The organism is Paraglaciecola algarum, from assembly GCF_021532655.1.
GTDB lineage: Bacteria > Pseudomonadota > Gammaproteobacteria > Enterobacterales > Alteromonadaceae > Paraglaciecola > Paraglaciecola algarum.
On sequence record NZ_JAKGAS010000006.1, the window covers coordinates 290,214 to 309,273 of the forward strand.

20 protein-coding genes and 1 riboswitch are annotated in these 19,060 nt (G+C 36.8%); of the genes, 11 read left to right on the forward strand and 9 right to left on the reverse strand.

Annotation, left to right across the window (positions count from 1 at the left end):
* Position 1 precedes the first annotated feature (1 nt).
* A complete protein-coding gene (locus L0668_RS12790) occupies positions 2-928 on the reverse strand; it encodes a kinase (RefSeq protein WP_235313029.1) in 927 nt (308 codons plus the stop codon).
* Between the two features lie 277 nt (positions 929-1,205).
* Between L0668_RS12790 and L0668_RS12795 the strand changes: the two genes are divergently transcribed.
* The 9 genes from L0668_RS12795 (at position 1,206) to moaE (ending at position 9,751) form a co-directional block, all read left to right on the forward strand.
* Positions 1,206-4,397, forward strand: coding sequence for an nSTAND1 domain-containing NTPase (locus tag L0668_RS12795; RefSeq protein ID WP_349815646.1), 3,192 nt, complete (start codon positions 1,206-1,208; stop codon positions 4,395-4,397).
* A gap of 28 nt (positions 4,398-4,425) precedes the next feature.
* Positions 4,426-4,767, forward strand: coding sequence for a DP-EP family protein (locus L0668_RS12800; protein WP_235313031.1), 342 nt, complete (start codon positions 4,426-4,428; stop codon positions 4,765-4,767).
* A gap of 170 nt (positions 4,768-4,937) precedes the next feature.
* Positions 4,938-5,933, forward strand: a complete 996-nt coding sequence (locus L0668_RS12805) for a sensor domain-containing diguanylate cyclase (RefSeq protein WP_235313032.1) — start codon at positions 4,938-4,940, stop codon at positions 5,931-5,933.
* 148 nt (positions 5,934-6,081) lie between these two features.
* A riboswitch (molybdenum cofactor riboswitch) is annotated at positions 6,082-6,283 on the forward strand.
* Positions 6,278-7,246 (forward strand): GTP 3',8-cyclase MoaA, encoded by a 969-nt coding sequence (gene moaA / locus L0668_RS12810; RefSeq protein WP_235313033.1) that lies wholly within the window; start codon positions 6,278-6,280, stop codon positions 7,244-7,246. It overlaps the preceding riboswitch by 6 nt.
* A 37-nt stretch (positions 7,247-7,283) precedes the next feature.
* Positions 7,284-7,889 carry a molybdenum cofactor guanylyltransferase gene (mobA, locus tag L0668_RS12815; protein WP_235313034.1) on the forward strand — a complete coding sequence of 202 codons (606 nt, stop codon included), beginning with the start codon at positions 7,284-7,286 and terminating at the stop codon, positions 7,887-7,889.
* Between the two features lie 50 nt (positions 7,890-7,939).
* Complete coding sequence (moaB, locus tag L0668_RS12820; protein WP_235313035.1) at positions 7,940-8,482, forward strand: molybdenum cofactor biosynthesis protein B; 543 nt, start codon at positions 7,940-7,942, stop codon at positions 8,480-8,482.
* Between the two features lie 3 nt (positions 8,483-8,485).
* Complete coding sequence (moaC, locus tag L0668_RS12825) at positions 8,486-9,010, forward strand: cyclic pyranopterin monophosphate synthase MoaC (protein WP_235313036.1); 525 nt, start codon at positions 8,486-8,488, stop codon at positions 9,008-9,010.
* Entirely contained in the window at positions 9,004-9,264 is a 261-nt protein-coding gene (gene moaD / locus L0668_RS12830; RefSeq protein ID WP_235313037.1) for a molybdopterin converting factor subunit 1, read from the forward strand. The genes moaC and moaD overlap by 7 nt, the downstream gene beginning before the upstream one ends.
* A gap of 16 nt (positions 9,265-9,280) precedes the next feature.
* Positions 9,281-9,751 (forward strand): molybdopterin synthase catalytic subunit MoaE, encoded by a 471-nt coding sequence (gene moaE / locus L0668_RS12835; protein WP_235313038.1) that lies wholly within the window; start codon positions 9,281-9,283, stop codon positions 9,749-9,751.
* Between the two features lie 68 nt (positions 9,752-9,819).
* On the opposite strand, the gene fur is transcribed toward moaE, so the two are convergent.
* From fur to L0668_RS12870, 7 genes are all read right to left on the reverse strand, one after another.
* Positions 9,820-10,239, reverse strand: a complete 420-nt coding sequence (gene fur / locus L0668_RS12840) for a ferric iron uptake transcriptional regulator (protein WP_235313039.1) — start codon at positions 10,237-10,239, stop codon at positions 9,820-9,822.
* A gap of 134 nt (positions 10,240-10,373) precedes the next feature.
* Positions 10,374-10,898 carry a flavodoxin FldA gene (gene fldA / locus L0668_RS12845; protein WP_235313040.1) on the reverse strand — a complete coding sequence of 175 codons (525 nt, stop codon included), beginning with the start codon at positions 10,896-10,898 and terminating at the stop codon, positions 10,374-10,376.
* 42 nt (positions 10,899-10,940) lie between these two features.
* Positions 10,941-11,150, reverse strand: coding sequence for a DUF2788 domain-containing protein (locus L0668_RS12850; RefSeq protein ID WP_235313041.1), 210 nt, complete (start codon positions 11,148-11,150; stop codon positions 10,941-10,943).
* A gap of 78 nt (positions 11,151-11,228) precedes the next feature.
* Positions 11,229-11,975, reverse strand: a complete 747-nt coding sequence (locus tag L0668_RS12855) for a substrate-binding periplasmic protein (protein WP_235313042.1) — start codon at positions 11,973-11,975, stop codon at positions 11,229-11,231.
* A gap of 29 nt (positions 11,976-12,004) precedes the next feature.
* Positions 12,005-12,796 (reverse strand): alpha/beta fold hydrolase, encoded by a 792-nt coding sequence (locus L0668_RS12860; RefSeq protein WP_235313043.1) that lies wholly within the window; start codon positions 12,794-12,796, stop codon positions 12,005-12,007.
* 205 nt (positions 12,797-13,001) lie between these two features.
* Positions 13,002-14,447 carry a sulfatase family protein gene (locus tag L0668_RS12865; RefSeq protein ID WP_235313044.1) on the reverse strand — a complete coding sequence of 482 codons (1,446 nt, stop codon included), beginning with the start codon at positions 14,445-14,447 and terminating at the stop codon, positions 13,002-13,004.
* Between the two features lie 179 nt (positions 14,448-14,626).
* Positions 14,627-14,935 carry an isoamylase early set domain-containing protein gene (locus tag L0668_RS12870; RefSeq protein ID WP_235313045.1) on the reverse strand — a complete coding sequence of 103 codons (309 nt, stop codon included), beginning with the start codon at positions 14,933-14,935 and terminating at the stop codon, positions 14,627-14,629.
* 424 nt (positions 14,936-15,359) lie between these two features.
* Between L0668_RS12870 and L0668_RS12875 the strand changes: the two genes are divergently transcribed.
* Positions 15,360-16,358, forward strand: coding sequence for an NADP-dependent oxidoreductase (locus L0668_RS12875; RefSeq protein WP_235313046.1), 999 nt, complete (start codon positions 15,360-15,362; stop codon positions 16,356-16,358).
* Between the two features lie 43 nt (positions 16,359-16,401).
* Here the strand turns inward: L0668_RS12875 and rrtA are convergent, their stop codons facing one another.
* Positions 16,402-17,013, reverse strand: a complete 612-nt coding sequence (gene rrtA / locus L0668_RS12880) for a rhombosortase (protein WP_235313047.1) — start codon at positions 17,011-17,013, stop codon at positions 16,402-16,404.
* 110 nt (positions 17,014-17,123) lie between these two features.
* On the opposite strand from rrtA, the gene ggt reads away from it, so the two are divergent.
* Positions 17,124-18,866, forward strand: coding sequence for a gamma-glutamyltransferase (gene ggt / locus L0668_RS12885; RefSeq protein ID WP_235313048.1), 1,743 nt, complete (start codon positions 17,124-17,126; stop codon positions 18,864-18,866).
* The last annotated feature ends 194 nt before the right edge of the window (positions 18,867-19,060 follow it).

Here is a 19,060-nt window from a genome sequence, read left to right on the forward strand (position 1 = left end):
TTTACTCTTTAACTTCTCCGATATTATCTACCACTTTATCTGCACTTTTAACGTGGGCAATAATGTTTCTATCTTTATCAAGTTCAAATACATGATTACATTTTGCTGGTAAAGTGTCTAAACAATGCTCTGTGAGTCGTTGATAATGTTGTATAAAGTCTAATATTTGTTGTGGGTTCATTACACCATTAGCTTTTTGTTTGTCACCACTGTCTTCAAGTGAGGTTATTAGTTTTTGTTCTTGCTCTAATCGCCAAGTATATACATCGTCGAAGGAAGGAGCTTTAAACATTACCCATAGGTCCATAAATTGATACAAAGGTTTATAGTGAATATTGAGTTGGTTATTTATGTAATTCCTCCATAAACCAAGACTGTCTTTACGCTCTTCCATTAAATTTACTGGGGTAGCTAGTGCTTTATGCTCTTGAGCTTCAACTCCCCAACACCAACCTTCAAAAATAACAATATCCACTGTGGAATCTAACTGAGTCCATTCTTTTTTAGGAAATGGGTTATCTGTTGCTTTATTAAATCTTGGGATAGTAACTGGTAAATGATTGGCTTTTAGGTTTTGCAGGGCGGTTTTTGCTAATTGTGTGTCATGAGTACCTGGAACGCCTCGGGTTTGAAAAAGAGGATGAACATCTCTTGCCAGAATACTTCTATCAGCTTGGCTATAGTAGAAGTCATCTAATGACATTATGACCACTTTCATACTAAATTCGGCTTCTATGTAGCTTTTTAAAAACTCTGACAAGGTTGACTTACCAGAGCCTTGGCAGCCATTAATACCAACAAAATAGGGAATCTTTGCACCACCGTGGTGCGACACTATTTCCTTAGCTAATGGAATAAAGTGCTCAGTCACAATCGTCTTAAAACCACTAGGCAGCCTATGGGTATTGATAAACGTATCTATTGTCATGTTTTATATGTCCCCTATGTAGCAATTATTTCTTAGTTGGAATAAGCGCATTTCCTTTACTGAAAAATAGGATTACAACTAATGTGCCAATTACTTTTATTAAGGTTAAATTATTAGGGCATTGAATTCACTTACAAAAATCATTAGTCTTTCAAAATTAAGGTAAAGTAATTCAGCAAAAATCTACGGATATATAATAACAATAATGAATTCTAGGCTGTTTTTTATAGGCAAGTGGCAAGTAACGTCTGCTAATAACACCCTTCGTAATGGGCTGGTGACAAAACAATTAGAACCCAAAGCTATGGACGTTTTGGTATTATTGTGTCAACAACAAGGTGAAGTGTTAAGTGCCGAACAAATTATCAGTCAATGTTGGGGTAATGCCGACATGGGTGATAACCCTATCCATAAAGCTATTACCCAATTACGCAAAGCCCTTGACGACAAAGCCAGTGCTCCTACCTACATTGAGACCATACGTAAGCGTGGTTATCGAGTCATTGCTAATATTGAATTCCCTTTAAGTGACACGCTTTCAACAAGTAAAACTAATTGGCAAAATGGCTCTCCTTTTCCGGGCTTAAGTGCATTTGATACCAAAGAAGCGTCAGTCTTTTTTGGTCGAAATGCACAAATATTAAACTTGTTGGAACGTTTATCGGTTCAAATAAATCAAGGCCGAGGATTTTGTTTGTTGCTTGGCCCTAGTGGTACCGGTAAATCGTCTTTGGTAAATGCAGGGTTATTACCTCGTTTGTTATGTGAGAACGGTTTCGATGGCTTCCGAGTTTTGTCCTACACCACCCTAGATTTAGCCGATGTAGCCAAAAATCGATTATTCGTCGATTTAGCGTCAACTATGCTCGATTGGGATATCAATGGCCAAGTGGTATTTGAAAATTTAAGTGCGGATACTTTAGCGGAAAAACTCAGAAGCAATATAGCTGAAGTGCTATCTTTGTTAAGCTCGTTTATGCAGATAAACCAAAACTCAAATACCAACAATCAGCTGTTTATATTTATTGATCGCCTTGAGGTGATTTTATCTTCCCCTTTATTTAATGATTTTGAACGCCAACAATTTATCGGTTTGATGGATTTATTTGCCTCTACTGGGCACGTGATAGTTGTGAGTGCCTGTCGAAATGACTTTTATCCTTTATTAGCTGAATACAAAACATTAATGGACGGTAAAGATAGTGGGGCGCATTTTGATTTAATGCCTCCTACTCGTAACGAGCTAATGCATATGATCCGTCTACCAGCCGAAGCGGCAGGGTTGACCTGGGCACTAGATCAAACGACTAATATTTCCCTTGACGAAATATTGTGTGAGCAGGCGGCGCGCCATCCTGATTCATTGCCTATGTTGCAATACACCTTACAAGAGTTGTACTTACAACGTAGCGAGAAAGACGAACTACTTTATTCAGTGTATCAAGAACTGGGTGGCATTGAAGGCGCTATAGGCAAAAAAGCTGAAGAGGTCTTTATTAAGTTACCTAAAGAACAACAGGTAGAGCTTGCGTATTTATTATCTCAATTGGTCACTGTAAATGCAGAAGATGAATCCGCACATGAGAATATCACTAGTCGCGCAGCGCGTTGGTCGCAACTCACAAACCAAGCTCAAAAAGAATTAGTCCAGGCTATGGTAGATAGCCGTTTGTTTGTGTCTCATTTGAAACAAGGCCAAGCCTGCTTTAGTTTGGCTCACGAAGCGCTGTTACGCAGATGGCCAAGGGCCGCCAAATGGATTAGTGAACATCAGGAAAGCTTAACAATCAAAAGTCGCCTGCAACAGCTAAGTGAAAAGTGGATTGCAGAAGGCAAAAGTACTGCTTATTTATTGGCCAAAGGTAAACCTTTATTAGAAGCTAAAGCTTTACAAACCAATCCCATATTCGCCCTAAGCTCCCAAGAACAAGACTTTATTAATGCCTCACAAAAACAATTTAAAAACCGTTTATGGTTAAGCCGTATGGTCATTGCCTGTTTGTGCTTCTTAACTATTACATCGGTATTCATGAGCATCAAAAGTTATGAGGCAGAGACGCTAGCGCAACAAAAACGAGTGGAAGCTGAAAGCCTATTAGGCTTTATGGTAGGTGACTTTGCTGACAAACTTCGTAGTGTAAAACGAATGGATTTGCTTGATGGCATAAGTAACAAAGCCTTGGAATACTTTTCAAATCAAGATACACAACAAAGCTCATTTCTATCTTTGTTAGACACAACCCTCAACAAAAAATCTCAATTCCAACATGCGCAAACATTACAAGCCATGGGCGAGGTGGCCTATTCTCGAGGGAAAACCCAAGAGGCGGAACAAGCATTTAGTACGGCTAAAGAGTTATTAGGTGACTTGTTGTTAACAGATAACGCGAATTTAGATTTACTCAAGATGTTAGGCGCCAATGCTTTTTGGTTGGGGCAACTTAAGTATGACGAAAGTGACTTTGAGGGGGCAAAACCCTATTATTATTTGTACAAAAAATATAGCGAAATAATGTACGGTATTGATCCAGAAGGCCTAGATAGTTTGGTGGAATTGTATAATTCAGACAATATCCTCGGTTCTGTTTACCTAGAATTGCAAGATTACGCAAAAGCAAAATTATCCTTTGAATCGTCCTTAACATATAACAATACTGCTATATTACTATTTCCTAACGATAATTTGTTACTCTCAGATAAAGCAGACACTTTATCTTGGATAGCCACAACTGAACAACATTTAGGGAATCTAACGAGAACTACAGAGCATTTAAAGGAGGGAAACAAAACTCTAGTTCAAGTGCTAAAGGTAGAGCCTAATAATGCCGCATATGTAGAACGATTGGCTTATTCGAATTGGATGCTTGGAAAGCTAATGGCTTCTTTAAACAATTACTCTACTGCCTACAAACACATATCTGAAGCATTAATATTGATTAATCAAGTATTAGAGCAAGATCCGAATAATAAAAAGTGGGCTACAGATAACTTGGAGTTAACCCTAACGAAAGCCTCGTATGCCGAAAAACTAAACTTACCCCTGAATGAAAATTTGTTAATTGAGATGATTTCTCAAATTGATAAGGAAAATTTAAACTCAAATATAATAATTGAAACGATTACTTACTTTCAAAATAAAGGTGACTGGGCAAATAGCCTTCATTATATTGAGTTATTTAAATCCAATTTCTTAGATAAAAGAACATCCAATTTTGCAGACCCTAAGTACCTGTTGGCCTCTGCAAAGTATAAACTACTTCAATCTCGACAGTTATCATATGAAGGTAAGGTAAAACAAAAAGAAAACTTGTGCGCAAACGCCATCAATCTTTTAAAACCTTTGTTAACCCAAAGTCACAATTATGAATACTTAATTCCCTACGTAACAGCTCACAAGTGCTTGGATAAGACTTCAGAAGTAAATAGCTTAATCCAATATTTAGTCACAATTGGAATTGAACAAAATTAACTAATTTAAAACAAAAAGGAAAGTTCAAATGAGTCAAAATATTAGTACCACAGTAAATATCACAAATGGTATTGCTACCTTTAATTACCATCCCGAAGGAATAATCAATGTTACTCAAGAAAGTGATGTAATATTTTCTTTGAGTGCTGAATGCAGCCCGGCCGTTTCTTTTAAACAACCGCTAACTGCCTATATACCTATTGATGCAACTAAGGATGTAACACCAAATTTGTCATCTGATGGCCAGAGTTTAACCTTATCTGATTCAGACATAGATCAAGAAACCATATGTATTCAATTAGTTGTAGAAGATGCACATGGTAATCAATATGCGAGTCCTGATCCTAGGATGGTTAATTACCCTCGTTAATATTTCCCTAATTTAAAGCTCAGTATTTACTGAGTTTTACTTTTGTCTTTTTAAATTAACATATTAATATCAGTTAGTTACAATCAGAAGGTTACCAGAAGGTAAAAATCAAAAATTCTCAATAAACTGTTTTACATCGAATTAGCGATGTAACTTATTGAGAAAGTAAAATGCCAGATTCAACCTCTATAGAAACTAAAAACGGCCAATCAAAAAAGCAACATTTGTTGTTCAAAACACTATCAAAACCAATTTATGACCAAAGCATTACTTCCATAGTGAACATGATCAATTTTATTGCTGAAGGTATTTTTGTGATTAACCAAGAAGGGGTGATAGAAGCGTTAAATCCATTAGCCGCAAAATTTTTTGGCGATTCTAAAGAAAACTTAATCGGCCAAAAATGGTTTTCTCATTTACATGATGGTTGTCGTGAAGACTATGAATATATATTGTCTAACTGGAGCAAAACTGAGTCTAAAGGTAATTTAAATTATGGTCCCAAAGAAGTATTAATTACGCGCACTGATGGCACTTGGTTAGAAGCCGACTTGTCCTTGTCTAGTTTGGCTGGATTATCTGCCGAGACAGGAAACCTAATTGTTGGGGTTTTGCATAATCTAACCGAACATAAAAAAGAATACAGTGAATTACGCCGGCAAGCCTACACCGATCACTTAACCGGTTTATCTAATCGATATGCCCTAGATAAAAAACTACAAAGCAATTGGCAAGAAAGTGTACGAGATAATCAACCATTGAGTCTAATCATTATCGACGTTGATTACTTTAAATGTTTTAACGATGAATTTGGCCATGTGAACGGTGATAAGTGTTTACAAAAAATTGCCAAAGTTATCGAAGACTATCTACCTACTCGAGAATGTATCGCTGCCCGTTATGGTGGTGAAGAGTTTGCTGTGATTCTACCTAGATGTGATATTCATAATGCTTCAGGTATTGCCGGTTTGATCCAACAAAAAATTAGTTCATTAAGTTTTGCTGATATTGGATTGCCAGCATCTTTTAGAGTAACAGTAAGCCAAGGTATTGCCTGTGAGCAAGATGGTAAACATCAAACATCAGAAGCATTAATTTGTGCCGCAGATGCTGCCTTGTACACTTCTAAAGCAGAGGGGAGAAACCGCATTTCTAAAGCATCATAGGTTATGTGTTGTCACAAAAAAACTAAACCAGCTTTATTTTTTTGTTACATTTTTCAGCTATATTTATGTCGTTTGGGATTACTCAGAGTCAAGAATATGGTACAAATACATATATGCACTGTTAATTAATATGTGAAATAATTTTTAACAGTATTTATAGCTCCGAGCCGCTTCATCTAAACCTCAAGAATTACTCTTAAGACAAGTTGCTGTGGCCGTGGATTTGTAGGCTAATTGATATTTGAATTAGTTTGCAATATTCGCCAGGGTTGCAAGAGAAATCGAACAGCCTCCCGTAAACACTAGCTAATTAGTGTTTAAATTTGGAAAGGTGTTAACAAAACATGTTAGAAGATAAATTTGGGCGCCGTTTCCATTACTTACGGCTGTCTATCACTGACGTGTGTAACTTTAAGTGCGACTATTGTTTGCCAGATGGTTACACCTGTGACAGTGATAGAGACTTCCTTTCGCTTAGGGAAATACAAACTTTAGTAAAAGGTTTTGCAGCTTTGGGTACATCCAAGGTACGCGTAACCGGTGGCGAACCCTCTCTACGTAAAGACTTACCAGCAATTATTGCTACTTGCGCCAATACCCAAGGTATTGAACACGTTGCGATGACAACTAATGGTTATAAGCTCGAATCAGACATTCAAAAATGGGTGGATGCAGGGCTTGATTCATTAAATATCAGTATTGATAGTTTAGATCCTCGTATGTTTCAGTCAATTACGGGCCACGACAAATTGACTTCAATTTTAACTGGTATCGACAAAGCATTAGCTTTGGGCGTAAAGGTTAAAGTTAATGCTGTACTGCTCAAACAATACAATTCCTCAGAGTTAAATCAGTTTTTAAACTGGGTGAAAAAAACGCCTATTAGTTTCCGTTTAATTGAGCTCATGCAAACCGGTGATAATCAAGCATTCTTTAAGAAAAATCATGTTTCAGGTTTGCCCATCAAAGCGCAACTACTTGAGCAAGGTTGGAGCCAGTTAATTAGAGACAAAGCCGCAGGCCCAGCTCAAGAGTTTTACCATCCAGATTTTGCCGGACGTATTGGCTTAATAATGCCTTATAGCAAAGACTTTTGTAATACCTGTAACCGCTTAAGAGTGTCGGCTACAGGTAAGTTACATTTATGTTTGTTTGCCGATCAAGGTTTAGATATTCGACCTGCTTTGCAACAAGAGGATAGTCAAGTCTTAGAAACACAATTGCATGGTTTATTAGGTGATAAAGAAGCGACACATTGGCTGCAAGACGGATACACAGGCGGCACTAAACATTTGGCCATGTTAGGTGGGTAATATTGGCTTCTTTATATTTTCCATTAAGTAAGTTGATATGTTAGCTGGCGTGGTCTTAGCAGGCGGAAAGTCAACGCGAATGGGCCAAGATAAAAGCCAACTGACCCTAACTGACAATAAAACCAATTTATTAACCTTGAGCCAAAATTTATTGGCGAACTTAGCGGGTGAAAACGTTTGGGTGAGTGGTGAAAAACACCACAATGGTCTGCCTGATGAGTTTGCGGATTGTGGGCCATTATCGGGAATATACAGTGCGTTGGCTTATTTTAAACAAGAACAACCATCAATAGACGAAGTGATCTTTTTACCAGTAGATATGCCATTTTTAAGGGTAGGGGATTTAGAGCTTTTGTGGGAGAGAGGTAGACGAGTTCAATCTTTATGTAGTTATCAAGACCATATATTTCCTTTATACGTGTCTTTGTCTAGTTCTTTTTCAGCGGATTTTTTCAAATATATGCACCAACAATTATCAAAAGTTCAGGTAGTAAATACCGCGGGAAAAACTAGTAACCTGTCAATTCGAAAAGTATTAGCTAAATTTGACAGCATACAAATTAAAGCTATGGACCCTACATATTTGGTCAATATCAATACACAGCAAGAATGGCAACAACATAAAACTAATATAAAGATTTAACAATCCTGTCTACAAGATTTAAGAATTTATTGGAGCTACAAGGTATTAAAATGTCCTCAACAAACACTACTGATAAACAAGCATTGAATATTGCTGTGTTAACTGTGTCTGACACTAGAACAGAAGAAACCGATACGTCTGGCCGTTATTTGCAAAGTGTTGCCACTGAAGCGGGGCATCATGTTTTATATAAAGAAATTGTGATCGATGATAAGTATAAAATTCGAGCATTAGTTTCAAATTGGATCGCGTCTGATGATATACAAATAGTGTTGATAACAGGCGGTACAGGTTTTACTGCAAGAGACACTACACCAGAAGCCTTGCGACCTTTGTTTGATAAGAATATTGAAGGATTCGGAGAACTGTTTAGGCATATATCCTATACAGAAATAGGTACTTCAACTGTGCAATCTAGAGCTCTGGGTGGAATGGCAAATGGTACCGCAATATTTAGTATGCCTGGCTCTACAGGGGCTTGTAAAACTGCTTGGAGGGGGATTTTAAAAGAACAATTAGACTCAACTCATAAGCCTTGTAATTTTGCGATCCATTTAAAAAATGTCCAGCAAAGCTGTGAAACTAGAGGTTAACCAATGACCACAGAAACAAATTTCACTCATATAAATGAGCAAGGTAAGGCTAATATGGTGGATGTGACAGAAAAAAATGTCACCCAACGTCAAGCCATAGCAGAAGGTTATATACGCATGTCAGAGTTAGCTTTTAGCAAACTTAAAGTCAACCAACATGCTAAAGGTGATGTATTGTCAATTGCTCGTATAGCCGGTATTCAAGGGGCTAAAAGGTGCAGTGATTTAATACCTCTGTGTCATCCACTTATGTTATCTAAAGTACAAATAGATTTTGAAACCTTAGATACATCTCGACAGGTGCGCATTATTGCTTTATGTAAATTGGCTGGCCAAACAGGTGTAGAAATGGAAGCCTTAACCGCAGTCAGTGTAGCGGCTTTAACTTTATTTGATATGTGTAAAGCAGTTGATCCACTAATGGAAATTGATGGTATCAGGGTGCTGAAAAAACAAGGTGGTAAAAGTGGTGATTGGCAAGTAGCTGACAAAAAGGTAGGTGATAACAAGGTTGAGCAGTTATGTTAAAAATTCTATTTTTTGGACAATTAAAAGACATGCTCAAAACATCCGCTTTAGAGTTGGATTGGCAACAAGATAATCAAACTTTAGATACTGTGAGTAAACTTAGGCAATACTTGCAAACAAAAGAACAAGGTTGGCAAGAGTATTTACAAGTGGGAAAAGTGTTAGTTGCAGTTAACCAAGAGTTGGTACAAGACGAACAAGTCATTTCAGACTCGGATGAAATTGCATTTTTCCCTCCGGTTACTGGCGGGTAGAGCAAGGAATTCATTTATGTCACTAAGCTACTACAAACAGACAGTTATTCGAGTTCAAACAGATGACTTTAATTTAGCTGCAGAATATAAAAAGCTCAGAGATAACAATCCTAAAGACGGTGCTATTGTTACTTTTGTTGGTTTAGTAAGAGACTTTAACCAAAGTGGCGAGGTGTCTGGGTTATTCTTAGAACATTATCCAGCAATGACAGAAAAGTCATTGGCCGAAATTGTTGATCAAGCTAGAAGTCGGTGGTCGATAGGCCGGGTTACTGTGATCCATCGAGTAGGGCAGTTAAACGTATCCGAGCAGATTGTTTTTGTTGGTGTGTCTAGCCAACATAGACAAGAAGCATTTCATGCGAATGAATTCATTATGGACTTTTTAAAAACTCAAGCTCCTTTTTGGAAAAAAGAAAATTCAAAAAAAGGTGATACTTGGGTGCAAGCTAAAGTCACTGATCAATACAAAGCAAAAAATTGGTAATAAGGGGAAAATAAAAAACGCCTAGTTTAAAGGCGTTTTTTATATATTAAGGGATTATTTTGGAATAGTTAGTCTTCGTCACAGTTTTCTTTACATTGTCCATAAAGGTATAAACTATGATGAATTAAATCCATATTATGACGTTCCGCTACTTCTTCTTGGCGTCTCTCAATAATTTCATCTTCAAATTCGATAACTTTACCGCAATTTAAACAAACTAGGTGATCATGATGCTTTTTGTGACTAATTTCAAAAACTGATTTTCCACCTTCAAAATGATGGCGATTCAAAATACCCGCATCGTCAAATTGATTTAACACGCGGTAAACCGTGGCCAAACCAATATCTTCATCTTGGTCAATTAGAATTTTATATACGTCTTCAGCACTAATATGTTGGTTTTCTGGAAGCTGTAATATTTCTAATATTTTCAATCGCGGCAAGGTAACTTTCAGACCCGCTTTTTTTAGTTCTTTATTATGTTCCATTGACTTACTTACAAATAATTTATGTTGCCATTATAGGGGAGTTACTTTCGATTGAAAGTAAAGTTAACAAAATAGTCGTAACAAATTTTCAATTTTAAAGGGAGTTTAACTCCCTTTAAACAAATCCGTAGTACTTAACCTAACTCAGCTAAACACATTTCTTCATGTATTTGTTTACACCAAGCTTTGACTCTTTCTTCGGTCAGTTCAGGTTGTCGATCTTCGTCTATACCTAAACCAACAAAATGATCATCATCAGCCATACCTTTAGAGGCTTCAAAATCATATCCTTCAGTAGGCCATTGACCAACCAAAATTGCACCTTTTGCTTCTACTATATCTCGTACCATACCCATAGCATCTAAAAAGTACTCGGCATAATCTTCTTGGTCCCCACAACCAAAAATAGCGACTAATTTATCTTCAAAATCGATTTGTTCGAGCTCTGGAAAAAAGTCATCCCAATCACATTGGGCTTCACCGTAATACCAAGTAGGAATGCCAAATAGTAAAAGATCGAATTCAGCAATTTGTTCTTTACTGCTTTTAGCAATATCTTGTACAGAAATCAGGCTTTTACCTAATTCTTTTTGAATCATTTTAGCGATATGTTCAGTATTGCCAGTATCACTGCCGAAAAATAGGCCCACACTTGCCATTATTAATCTTTCCTCACACTTTAATTAATTGATAAATTTGGCTTATTCGCCAATAAATAATTGCATTACACCTTTAAAAATGAAGCCAGCGGCACCTAAAAACAATACAAAATACACCACAATTTTTCCTATTATGGGTACATTATTTTTCTTTAGAATATCGTGTACCGCGTAAGTCATTAAAATGAACAAACCAGCTAGACAGATGTTTAATCCTATCGCTTCTATAAGTTCGAAATTATCACTTATCATTTAATTGGTTAACCCTTTGAAAAATCGGCGGTACTTTACCACAGACTTAGCTTCAATTAAATTGCTACTAGTCGAATGTTAGTTTTTACTATAAGCCTTAATGAGCTGGTCAATTAAACCAGACTTTTTCATTTTTATAATTGAGGTATCTATTGCTTGCTTAACCTTAGCTAACTCAGGTTTTATAAATATTGTAATATCGTTAACTTCTATAGGTTTAGCAGATCTAAATACTTGATCTTGCATGTATTTATTTGAGGCTAATATTTCGTTTGCCTTAAACTCTCCCATAATTGCTAAAGAACACCTGTCATTTAGCAACATGTCTAACATACGATCTTGTTCAGTTACATCGACTCTTTGCAAAATACCGAGTGCAAAATATGTTTGTAATCCTGAGTATACAAAGTCTCTTCTCGTGCAAATTAAGGTTTTTGATAATTTTAATAAATTGTAATCTACTGAAAAGGGCCTGGATTGATATAGGTAATCTTTGTGTTTTAGAATGGGCCTTGAAGCAAGGAATTTTTCAGGGTGTTTGAGCCATCGGTAACTGGACATGAAAGCATCTACCTGGCCGCTTTGTAATAAATATTCTGTTCTACTTTTTTCGGAATCTACAAATTTTATTTTTATTTCGTTACTAAATGAAACATCGGCTAACAGCTCAACAATTAAGCCTTTATATTGATTTGTTTGGGTATCATTAAAGAAATAAGGCTTTGCACCTGGACTATTGACAGCAAACTTCACCTCAATCTGGGCCTGTATTTTGAAACAAAAAATCAAACATAATATTGCTAGTAGAGGTGCTGTCTTTGCCATGATAGTGCGTAGCATACCGAATATGAAGATTAAATAACCTTACTATCAAGTTGGATAAAGGCGCAAGCTAATTTATAACACAGTAATGGCTTTTCAGCATGTAGCCAATGACCAGTGTTGCCTATTATTTTTAACTGACTATTCGGAAATAATTTGATGATTTCAGGTTTATGTTCAGCTAATAGGTAATTTGAGTTACCACCTTTGATGAACAATACAGGTTTGGTAAAAGGGATTTTTGATACTATAGCTGCTGATAGATTTTGGTAATCCCTTTGCAATAGGTGTAGATTAAACCGCCATTTCCATTGTTCGTTCTGGTCTTTATACAAACTTTTTAATAAAAATTGCCTAGTACTAGGTTCTTCAATAGATTTTTGAAGATTTTCATCAGCTTGCTTACGATTTTCAAGCTTAGATAAAATTACACTATTTAAACCGCTAATAACTTCATCATGCCGCGGTTCATACTTAACTGGTGCAATATCCAATACCACCAGTTTATTCACTAACTTCGGTCTAGACAATGCTAGTTGCATGGCCACCTTTCCGCCTAATGAATGGCCAATTACAGTAATGCTTGAAATTTTGAGACTATCTAACAACTGGCCAGTGACTGAAGCGCAATGTTCAAAACTAAAACTTTCAGAATGATCTGATTGTCCATGATCGGGTAAATCGATTGATAAAATCTGAAAATCGGTACTAAATAATCGACGTAATGCAGATAAGTTATCTAGGCTTCCAAATAAACCATGAATTAGTAATAACCAAGGTTTGTTGTTATCGTCGGAATGAATTTGATGATGTAATACAGGCATTTTGAGGTGATTAGAATCGAACAGAGATGTTGAATATTGTACTTATTTTTGCTGATTGATACCAACCCTTGATTTGGCTTACACTGAGAAAAAGGGCGGACGCTGCAAAAAATAACTAGTGACTTTTAATTAGTGCATCCCTAGCTAGTATTGTCAGGTCCTTAAAATAGACCTGACAAAATTAAGCTTAGTATTAGTATTAGTATTAGTATTTTCCAGATTTACCATATTGTTCTATTTTGGGAGGACGAGGGCGTTTACGAGGTGGTAACTTTTCCCCTGTCAGGCGATCAAAATCGTCAGGGGTACGAATGCTGGGTATAAAGTCCCCGGATTCTTTAATCCAATTATCTAGAGCGTCACGATGTTCCACTAGCACTCTTTGATGTTTTGGGTCGTCAACTAAGTTATATAATTCATATGGATCGTTTTGCAAATCATATAATTCTTCTTTTGCACGTGGAGCGATAAATGGGCGAGACTGATGCATGTTTAACATTCCGGCATCGTATAGCCGAATAAGTTCATCCCATGTTTCGTGATATACAGTGTCACCGCTAGGAGTAGCTGGTAAGTCATTATAGTTGTTACGAACATAGCGGTAACGTTTTGAACGAGCCGTGCGAGCATGGTCTTCAAAGTCGTGCCAGTTACGTTCAGAGAAAGCATACTGTCTAAAAGGTTTGTTAGGGGTTTGAAATAAGTCTTTAAAGCTTTTGCCCTCTATAGTCGAAGGTTTCTGTACGTTTGCAAGATCAAGAAAGGTTGCCGATAAATCAATAGAGCTAACAATACTCTTGGTTGTTGAACCTTTCTGTTTGATCCCCTTTGGCCAATGAACGATAAACGGAGTTTTAACCCCTGAATCAAATAAAGTAGTCTTGTCCCGTGCATAAGGACGGCCATTATCAGCAATCACAATAACTAAAGTATTGTCTGCAATACCTTGCTTTTCTAACTTGCTGATGACTTTACCTACATTCATATCAAACCGGCTAATTTCATCGTAGTAGTTTACAAAATCGTTAAGGTATAACTCTGTTGGTGGGTAATAAGGGGGCAGGCGGACATCGGTTTGTTTATGCTGATGTGGCAAATCTTTTTGACCTGGCACCCAAGGTCGATGAGCATCCCACGCCGCTAGCCATAAAAAGAAGGGTTGGTCTTTTGGCCGATAATCAAGCAGGGCTAACCATTCGCTTGAGCCAGAAAGAGAGCCATTGCCGTAATAAGCTTCACGAACCATGTCAAAGCGTTCCTTTATTGCTTCCCCCATGTGCCACTTACCCGCTGCACCAGTCCAATAACCAGCCTCTTTTAACTTCTCAGAGAAAGTGGTTTGTGACAAAGGTAAATCCCAATGAAGTTGTTCAGCATCTGTATTATGTGGATATCGCCCTGTTAATATACTCGAACGGCTTGGACTACAAGAGCTAGCAGTTAAATAGGCGCTGTCGAATCGCATACCATTTTGTGCCATATTGTCTAAGTTAGGTGTATGAATATTAGGGTGGCCGTAAGCCCCTATATCATCCCAATTTAAATCATCAGCGATTATCAGCACTATATTAGGGGGGGCGTTACTATAAGATGGTAACGCTAAACCTAAAGACGTAATAAATAGGAGTGGTTTTAATAGTTTTAAAATCATAAATAATCCGTTCACTTTATATTTAAAATAAATTTGGATTAAGGTTAACGTGAAATTAAATAATTGTGAAGACTAATTACACATAATATCGAATTGTTTGTGTTTTATGTTGGGTGTGTTGTCAGAAAAGCAAACTCAGGCCTAAGGTTGTTGAGCCTGAGTTATAAAGATGCTGTTTTTTATACTGCTACTACAGAGTTATCTTCTAAAGAAATAGGTGAGGGGACGTAACTATCCGCTTGCCAGTCGTTTTCCCACATTTCGTTATCTAATAAATATCTAAACTGATATGCAGAATCTTTGGGCAAATCTACCGTTGTGGTAAAACCGCCATTTTTTAATTTTTTCATTGGCAATGAAGTTTTGTCCCAGTCATTAAACTCGCCCACTAGACTTACTTTTTCAGCTTGCTGAGCTTCTTCTTTTGATAACTTGAAAGTTACTTTGCAAACAGCCTTTGATTTTAAATATTGTTTTTTAAATGCCATGTTGATTCTCCAATTACATGATTAAACTTTGAAAGTTTCTCGGTTTTTAAAGTTTTTTAAAAACTACTGTTTACGCCGAGTAGATACATACTAACACTGAGTTTGGCTAAATATTAACCTCTTTTTTGTTGTTTTATTGTGAAGTTTGTTTCACCTTTTTATTACATTTATAGTGGTGTTGATTAAGTGCAGGTTTTGCTTACAATAAGTTAACAAAATTTTTAACGATTGGTGGGTTAGATGAGTAAAATCAACGATCTCATAGTCATCTCTAAGAACGATAATAATTTACAAGTGTTTTTTTAGGAAGGCCAAAGTAATTTATAAAACTTGCGTTTTTTACCTTAATTTATGGGAATAATGTTTAATTAATCTTAAATAAATCACATAGTTTCAATACTAATTTGCAGTGGAGTTCGTTGAAATGTTGAATAAACAAGTACTACTTAAATCTCGTCCTAATGGTTTACCAAACGAAAATAATTGGCAGTTTGTAGAATCTGAAGTAGCAGAATTAGAAGCAAATCAACTATTGGTTAAAGTGGAGTATATATCTCTTGATCCAGCGATGCGAGGTTGGATGAATGAAGGTAAGTCATATATTGAACCTGTTAAATTGGGTGAAGTAATGCGCGCTGGCACGGTAGGTAAAGTAGTGAAATCTACCCATAAAGATATTCAAGTAGGGGACAATGTTTACGGTCATTGTGGTGTGCAAGAATATGCTGTTGTACCAGCTAAAAGTGTACACAAAGTTGATCCCAATATTGCACCATTAGAACGCTACCTTGGAGTATTAGGAATGCCGGGTATGACAGGCTATTTTGGCTTGTTAAACACAGGTAAACCCGAAGCAGGTGAAACCCTTGTAGTTTCAGGGGCTGCGGGGGCAGTTGGCTCGGTTGTAGGGCAAATAGCTAAATTAAAAGGTTGTCGAGTAGTTGGTATAGCTGGAGGTCCAGAAAAATGCGATTATTTAGTTCATGAATTGGGCTTTGACGCTGCGATTGATTATAAAAATCAAGACGTTAAAAGTGCACTAAAACAAGCCTGTCCAAAAGGCATAGACATCTACTTTGATAATGTAGGAGGTGAAATCCTTGATACTGTTTTAACACAAATCAGAATGAAGGCTCGAATTGTAATTTGTGGGGCGATTAGTCAATATAATAACACCACACCAGTTAAAGGTCCTGCTAACTATCTGAGTTTATTGGTTAATAGAGCGAAAATGGAAGGCATAGTTGTATTTGATAACGCAGCCAGTTACCCGCAAGCCGCGATGGAAATGGCAGGTTGGATTTCTCAAGGAAAATTAAAAGCAAAAGAACATGTAGTTGAAGGTTTGGAAAATTTTCCAAATGCCTTGTTGATGTTATTTAATGGCGAAAATAAGGGTAAATTAGTATTGAAGATCATTTAAGGAAGTATTAGTCAGTTGTTAGAAGCCATGGTTTATCAAATGTTTATTTGATTCTATAGGTCTTAGACTTCCTCAGATATAAAGCTAAAACAATGATTGTTCCGCTTATTGTGCCAAATAGGTGGGCATCAATTGCCACATTTGCTTCTATTAATTTTTGTATGTCATCACTAGGGCCAACTATTTGTTCGTGAAGTACTTTTAACCAAACTATGATAAAGAGAAGCCAACCAGTTTTCATATTCTTACTGATATCCCAATATGCGCCAAAGATAAATAATCCATGTAAAATACCAGATAGACCGACGTACCATAGCAATTCATTGGCAAATATAAAAATTCCTAAACTGGTGCCTAAACATAGCAAAATTATAATGCCGAACGTTTGATAGTTATAATAGTGACCATGTAGGGCCCATAATAAAATTAGTCCGGTTATGTTTAACACTAAATGCATAATATTGGTGTGTAAAAAATGACCTGAGATGACTCTCCACCATTGTCCATTTATGATAGCAGTACGATCGTAAGGAAAAATTTCATGACTGGCAGGTTCAAGTAGCCAAAGTAAAATTGCTAACAGGCTAATAAATACAGGCAAGCATAATTGTTTTGCTTTAATGGGTAAATTAAACATATTACTTAGGTTTTTCATTTTGTGCTTTTATGATACCGAATTAATAATATTTTAGTTATTTGTATTTGCATCTTGTGCCACGCAACGTTAGTGTTTAACTCATCTTTAAGTAGTTAAGCCAGAAAAAAGTGTTTTCTAGATTATTTTACCTTTCGTTAAGTTTCGTTATTTCGATACAGTTATTACATGCCAAAACACCAAGAGAAGATCGAGAGCCAGAGGCAGCAACGGGCTACCAAGATAAGAAAGCTTTTAGGGCCGACGAATATATGGTGGTTGCGGCTAACCCTTATGCTTCTTGGGCAGGAAAGAATATACTCAAACAAGGCGGTAGTGCAATAGACGCCGCTGTAGCAGTTCAAGCCATGTTAACGTTAGTAGAGCCGCAATCTTCAGGAATTGGTGGCGGTAGTTTCATTCTATATTGGGATAATAAAGCTAAAAAACTACATACTTTTGATGGTAGAGAAACGGCCCCTAGCAAAGCCAATATTGATTTGTTTTTAGACAATAATAAACCAGTAAAGTGGATGGATGCAGTTGTTGGCGGTAGATCAGTTGGTGTACCGGGTACGCTAAAAGCGCTAAATATGGCCCATGAAGAGTTTGGCAATATGCCCTGGGGGAAATTATTTGATGATAGTATTAACCTATCCCATAAAGGGTTTACTGTATCAAAGCGGTTAGCCTCATTACTCGAAAAAGAATTGCATCCAGGATTAAGAAAATTTAGAAGCTCGTCAGTATACTTTTATCCAAATGGGAAAGGGTTAAAATTGGGCCAAGTTAAAAAGAATGGCGCACTAGCTAGAGTATTGATGGACGTTGCAAAAAATGGAATAGAGTCGTTTTATACCGGCCCTTTAGCTGAAAAAATAGTTAAAACAGTTGAGTTTTCAAGTATCAACCCCGGACTATTGAGAACCAATGACTTAGCAAATTATAAGGCGGTTAAACGAAGCCCTGTATGTGGAAGTTATAAAGAGTATAAAATTTGTGGAATGGCGCCACCTAGCTCAGGTGGAGTAAACGTTTTGCAAATACTTCGCTTGTTAGAGCCATATAATTTATCTCAATACGCTCCCAACTCAATCGATGCTATACATCTTTTTACCCAAGCTTCTAGGTTAGCCTACGCTGATAGAGAATTGTATATCGCTGATATGGACTTTACCCATTTACCCTTTAGTGCCATGGTCAGTTACCGTTATTTAAAAGACAGGTCGAAGAAAATTGAATTAAATAAAGACATGGGAAAAACCCGCGCGGGTAAACCTTTTCCACAAATGAATTTTGTTAATGCGGATGCTTACGAGTTACCTAACACCAGTCATTTCTCGATTATTGATAAACAAGGAAATGCAATTTCTGTTACATCTAGCATTGAGTTTGCTTTTGGTTCAGGCTTGATGGTTGAAGGGTTTCTTTTGAATAATCAATTAACAGATTTTTCATTTAATCCTTATAGAAATAGTCAAGCTGTATTAAATCGGGTTGAACCGAATAAACGTCCCCGCAGCGCCATGAGCCCAACTATGGTCTTTAACAATAAAGAACAGTTGGTTGCAGCCCTTGGGTCACCTGGTGGTAGTCGAATTATTAGTTATGTTGCACAAACTTTGATTGGGATGTTGGATTGGGGCTTGGATATTCAACAAGCGATAAACTTACCTAAAGTGACAAATCGCAATGATTATACCGCTCTAGAATCTAATACCGAGATTGTTGAACTTAAAGGTAACCTAGAAAATAGGGGGCATAGTGTTAAAGTTCGTGAACTAAACAGTGGCTTACTCGGCTTTGAAATTAACAATGGTAAAATTGTCGGTGGGGCAGATCCTAGAAGAGAAGGGGTGGCAGTAGGTGAATAATGATTAACTGAATTAGGATTTAAGTTCATTTATGTCCGAATGTTGTTTCAAACTCCATGTAGATAGTAAGTTTTTTATTTGTTTGTATTCTATTTGTATTTTACCCGCATCATTATGTGTTCTGCGCAACTAAATCAGGACACTTTTCTTAAGGAACTTTGCTCATACTCTACTGGCGACAGATTACCATTAGT

Coding starts and splice junctions, on each gene's coding strand:
- L0668_RS12790 (WP_235313029.1), bottom strand. CDS start 928: ATGACAATAGATACGTTTATCAATACCCATAGGCTGCCTAGTGGTTTT.
- L0668_RS12800 (WP_235313031.1), top strand. CDS start 4,426: ATGAGTCAAAATATTAGTACCACAGTAAATATCACAAATGGTATTGCT.
- L0668_RS12805 (WP_235313032.1), top strand. CDS start 4,938: ATGCCAGATTCAACCTCTATAGAAACTAAAAACGGCCAATCAAAAAAG.
- moaA (WP_235313033.1), top strand. CDS start 6,278: ATGTTAGAAGATAAATTTGGGCGCCGTTTCCATTACTTACGGCTGTCT.
- mobA (WP_235313034.1), top strand. CDS start 7,284: ATGTTAGCTGGCGTGGTCTTAGCAGGCGGAAAGTCAACGCGAATGGGC.
- moaB (WP_235313035.1), top strand. CDS start 7,940: ATGTCCTCAACAAACACTACTGATAAACAAGCATTGAATATTGCTGTG.
- moaC (WP_235313036.1), top strand. CDS start 8,486: ATGACCACAGAAACAAATTTCACTCATATAAATGAGCAAGGTAAGGCT.
- moaD (WP_235313037.1), top strand. CDS start 9,004: ATGTTAAAAATTCTATTTTTTGGACAATTAAAAGACATGCTCAAAACA.
- moaE (WP_235313038.1), top strand. CDS start 9,281: ATGTCACTAAGCTACTACAAACAGACAGTTATTCGAGTTCAAACAGAT.
- fur (WP_235313039.1), bottom strand. CDS start 10,239: ATGGAACATAATAAAGAACTAAAAAAAGCGGGTCTGAAAGTTACCTTG.
- fldA (WP_235313040.1), bottom strand. CDS start 10,898: ATGGCAAGTGTGGGCCTATTTTTCGGCAGTGATACTGGCAATACTGAA.
- L0668_RS12850 (WP_235313041.1), bottom strand. CDS start 11,150: ATGATAAGTGATAATTTCGAACTTATAGAAGCGATAGGATTAAACATC.
- L0668_RS12855 (WP_235313042.1), bottom strand. CDS start 11,975: ATGGCAAAGACAGCACCTCTACTAGCAATATTATGTTTGATTTTTTGT.
- L0668_RS12860 (WP_235313043.1), bottom strand. CDS start 12,796: ATGCCTGTATTACATCATCAAATTCATTCCGACGATAACAACAAACCT.
- L0668_RS12865 (WP_235313044.1), bottom strand. CDS start 14,447: ATGATTTTAAAACTATTAAAACCACTCCTATTTATTACGTCTTTAGGT.
- L0668_RS12870 (WP_235313045.1), bottom strand. CDS start 14,935: ATGGCATTTAAAAAACAATATTTAAAATCAAAGGCTGTTTGCAAAGTA.
- L0668_RS12875 (WP_235313046.1), top strand. CDS start 15,360: ATGTTGAATAAACAAGTACTACTTAAATCTCGTCCTAATGGTTTACCA.
- rrtA (WP_235313047.1), bottom strand. CDS start 17,013: ATGAAAAACCTAAGTAATATGTTTAATTTACCCATTAAAGCAAAACAA.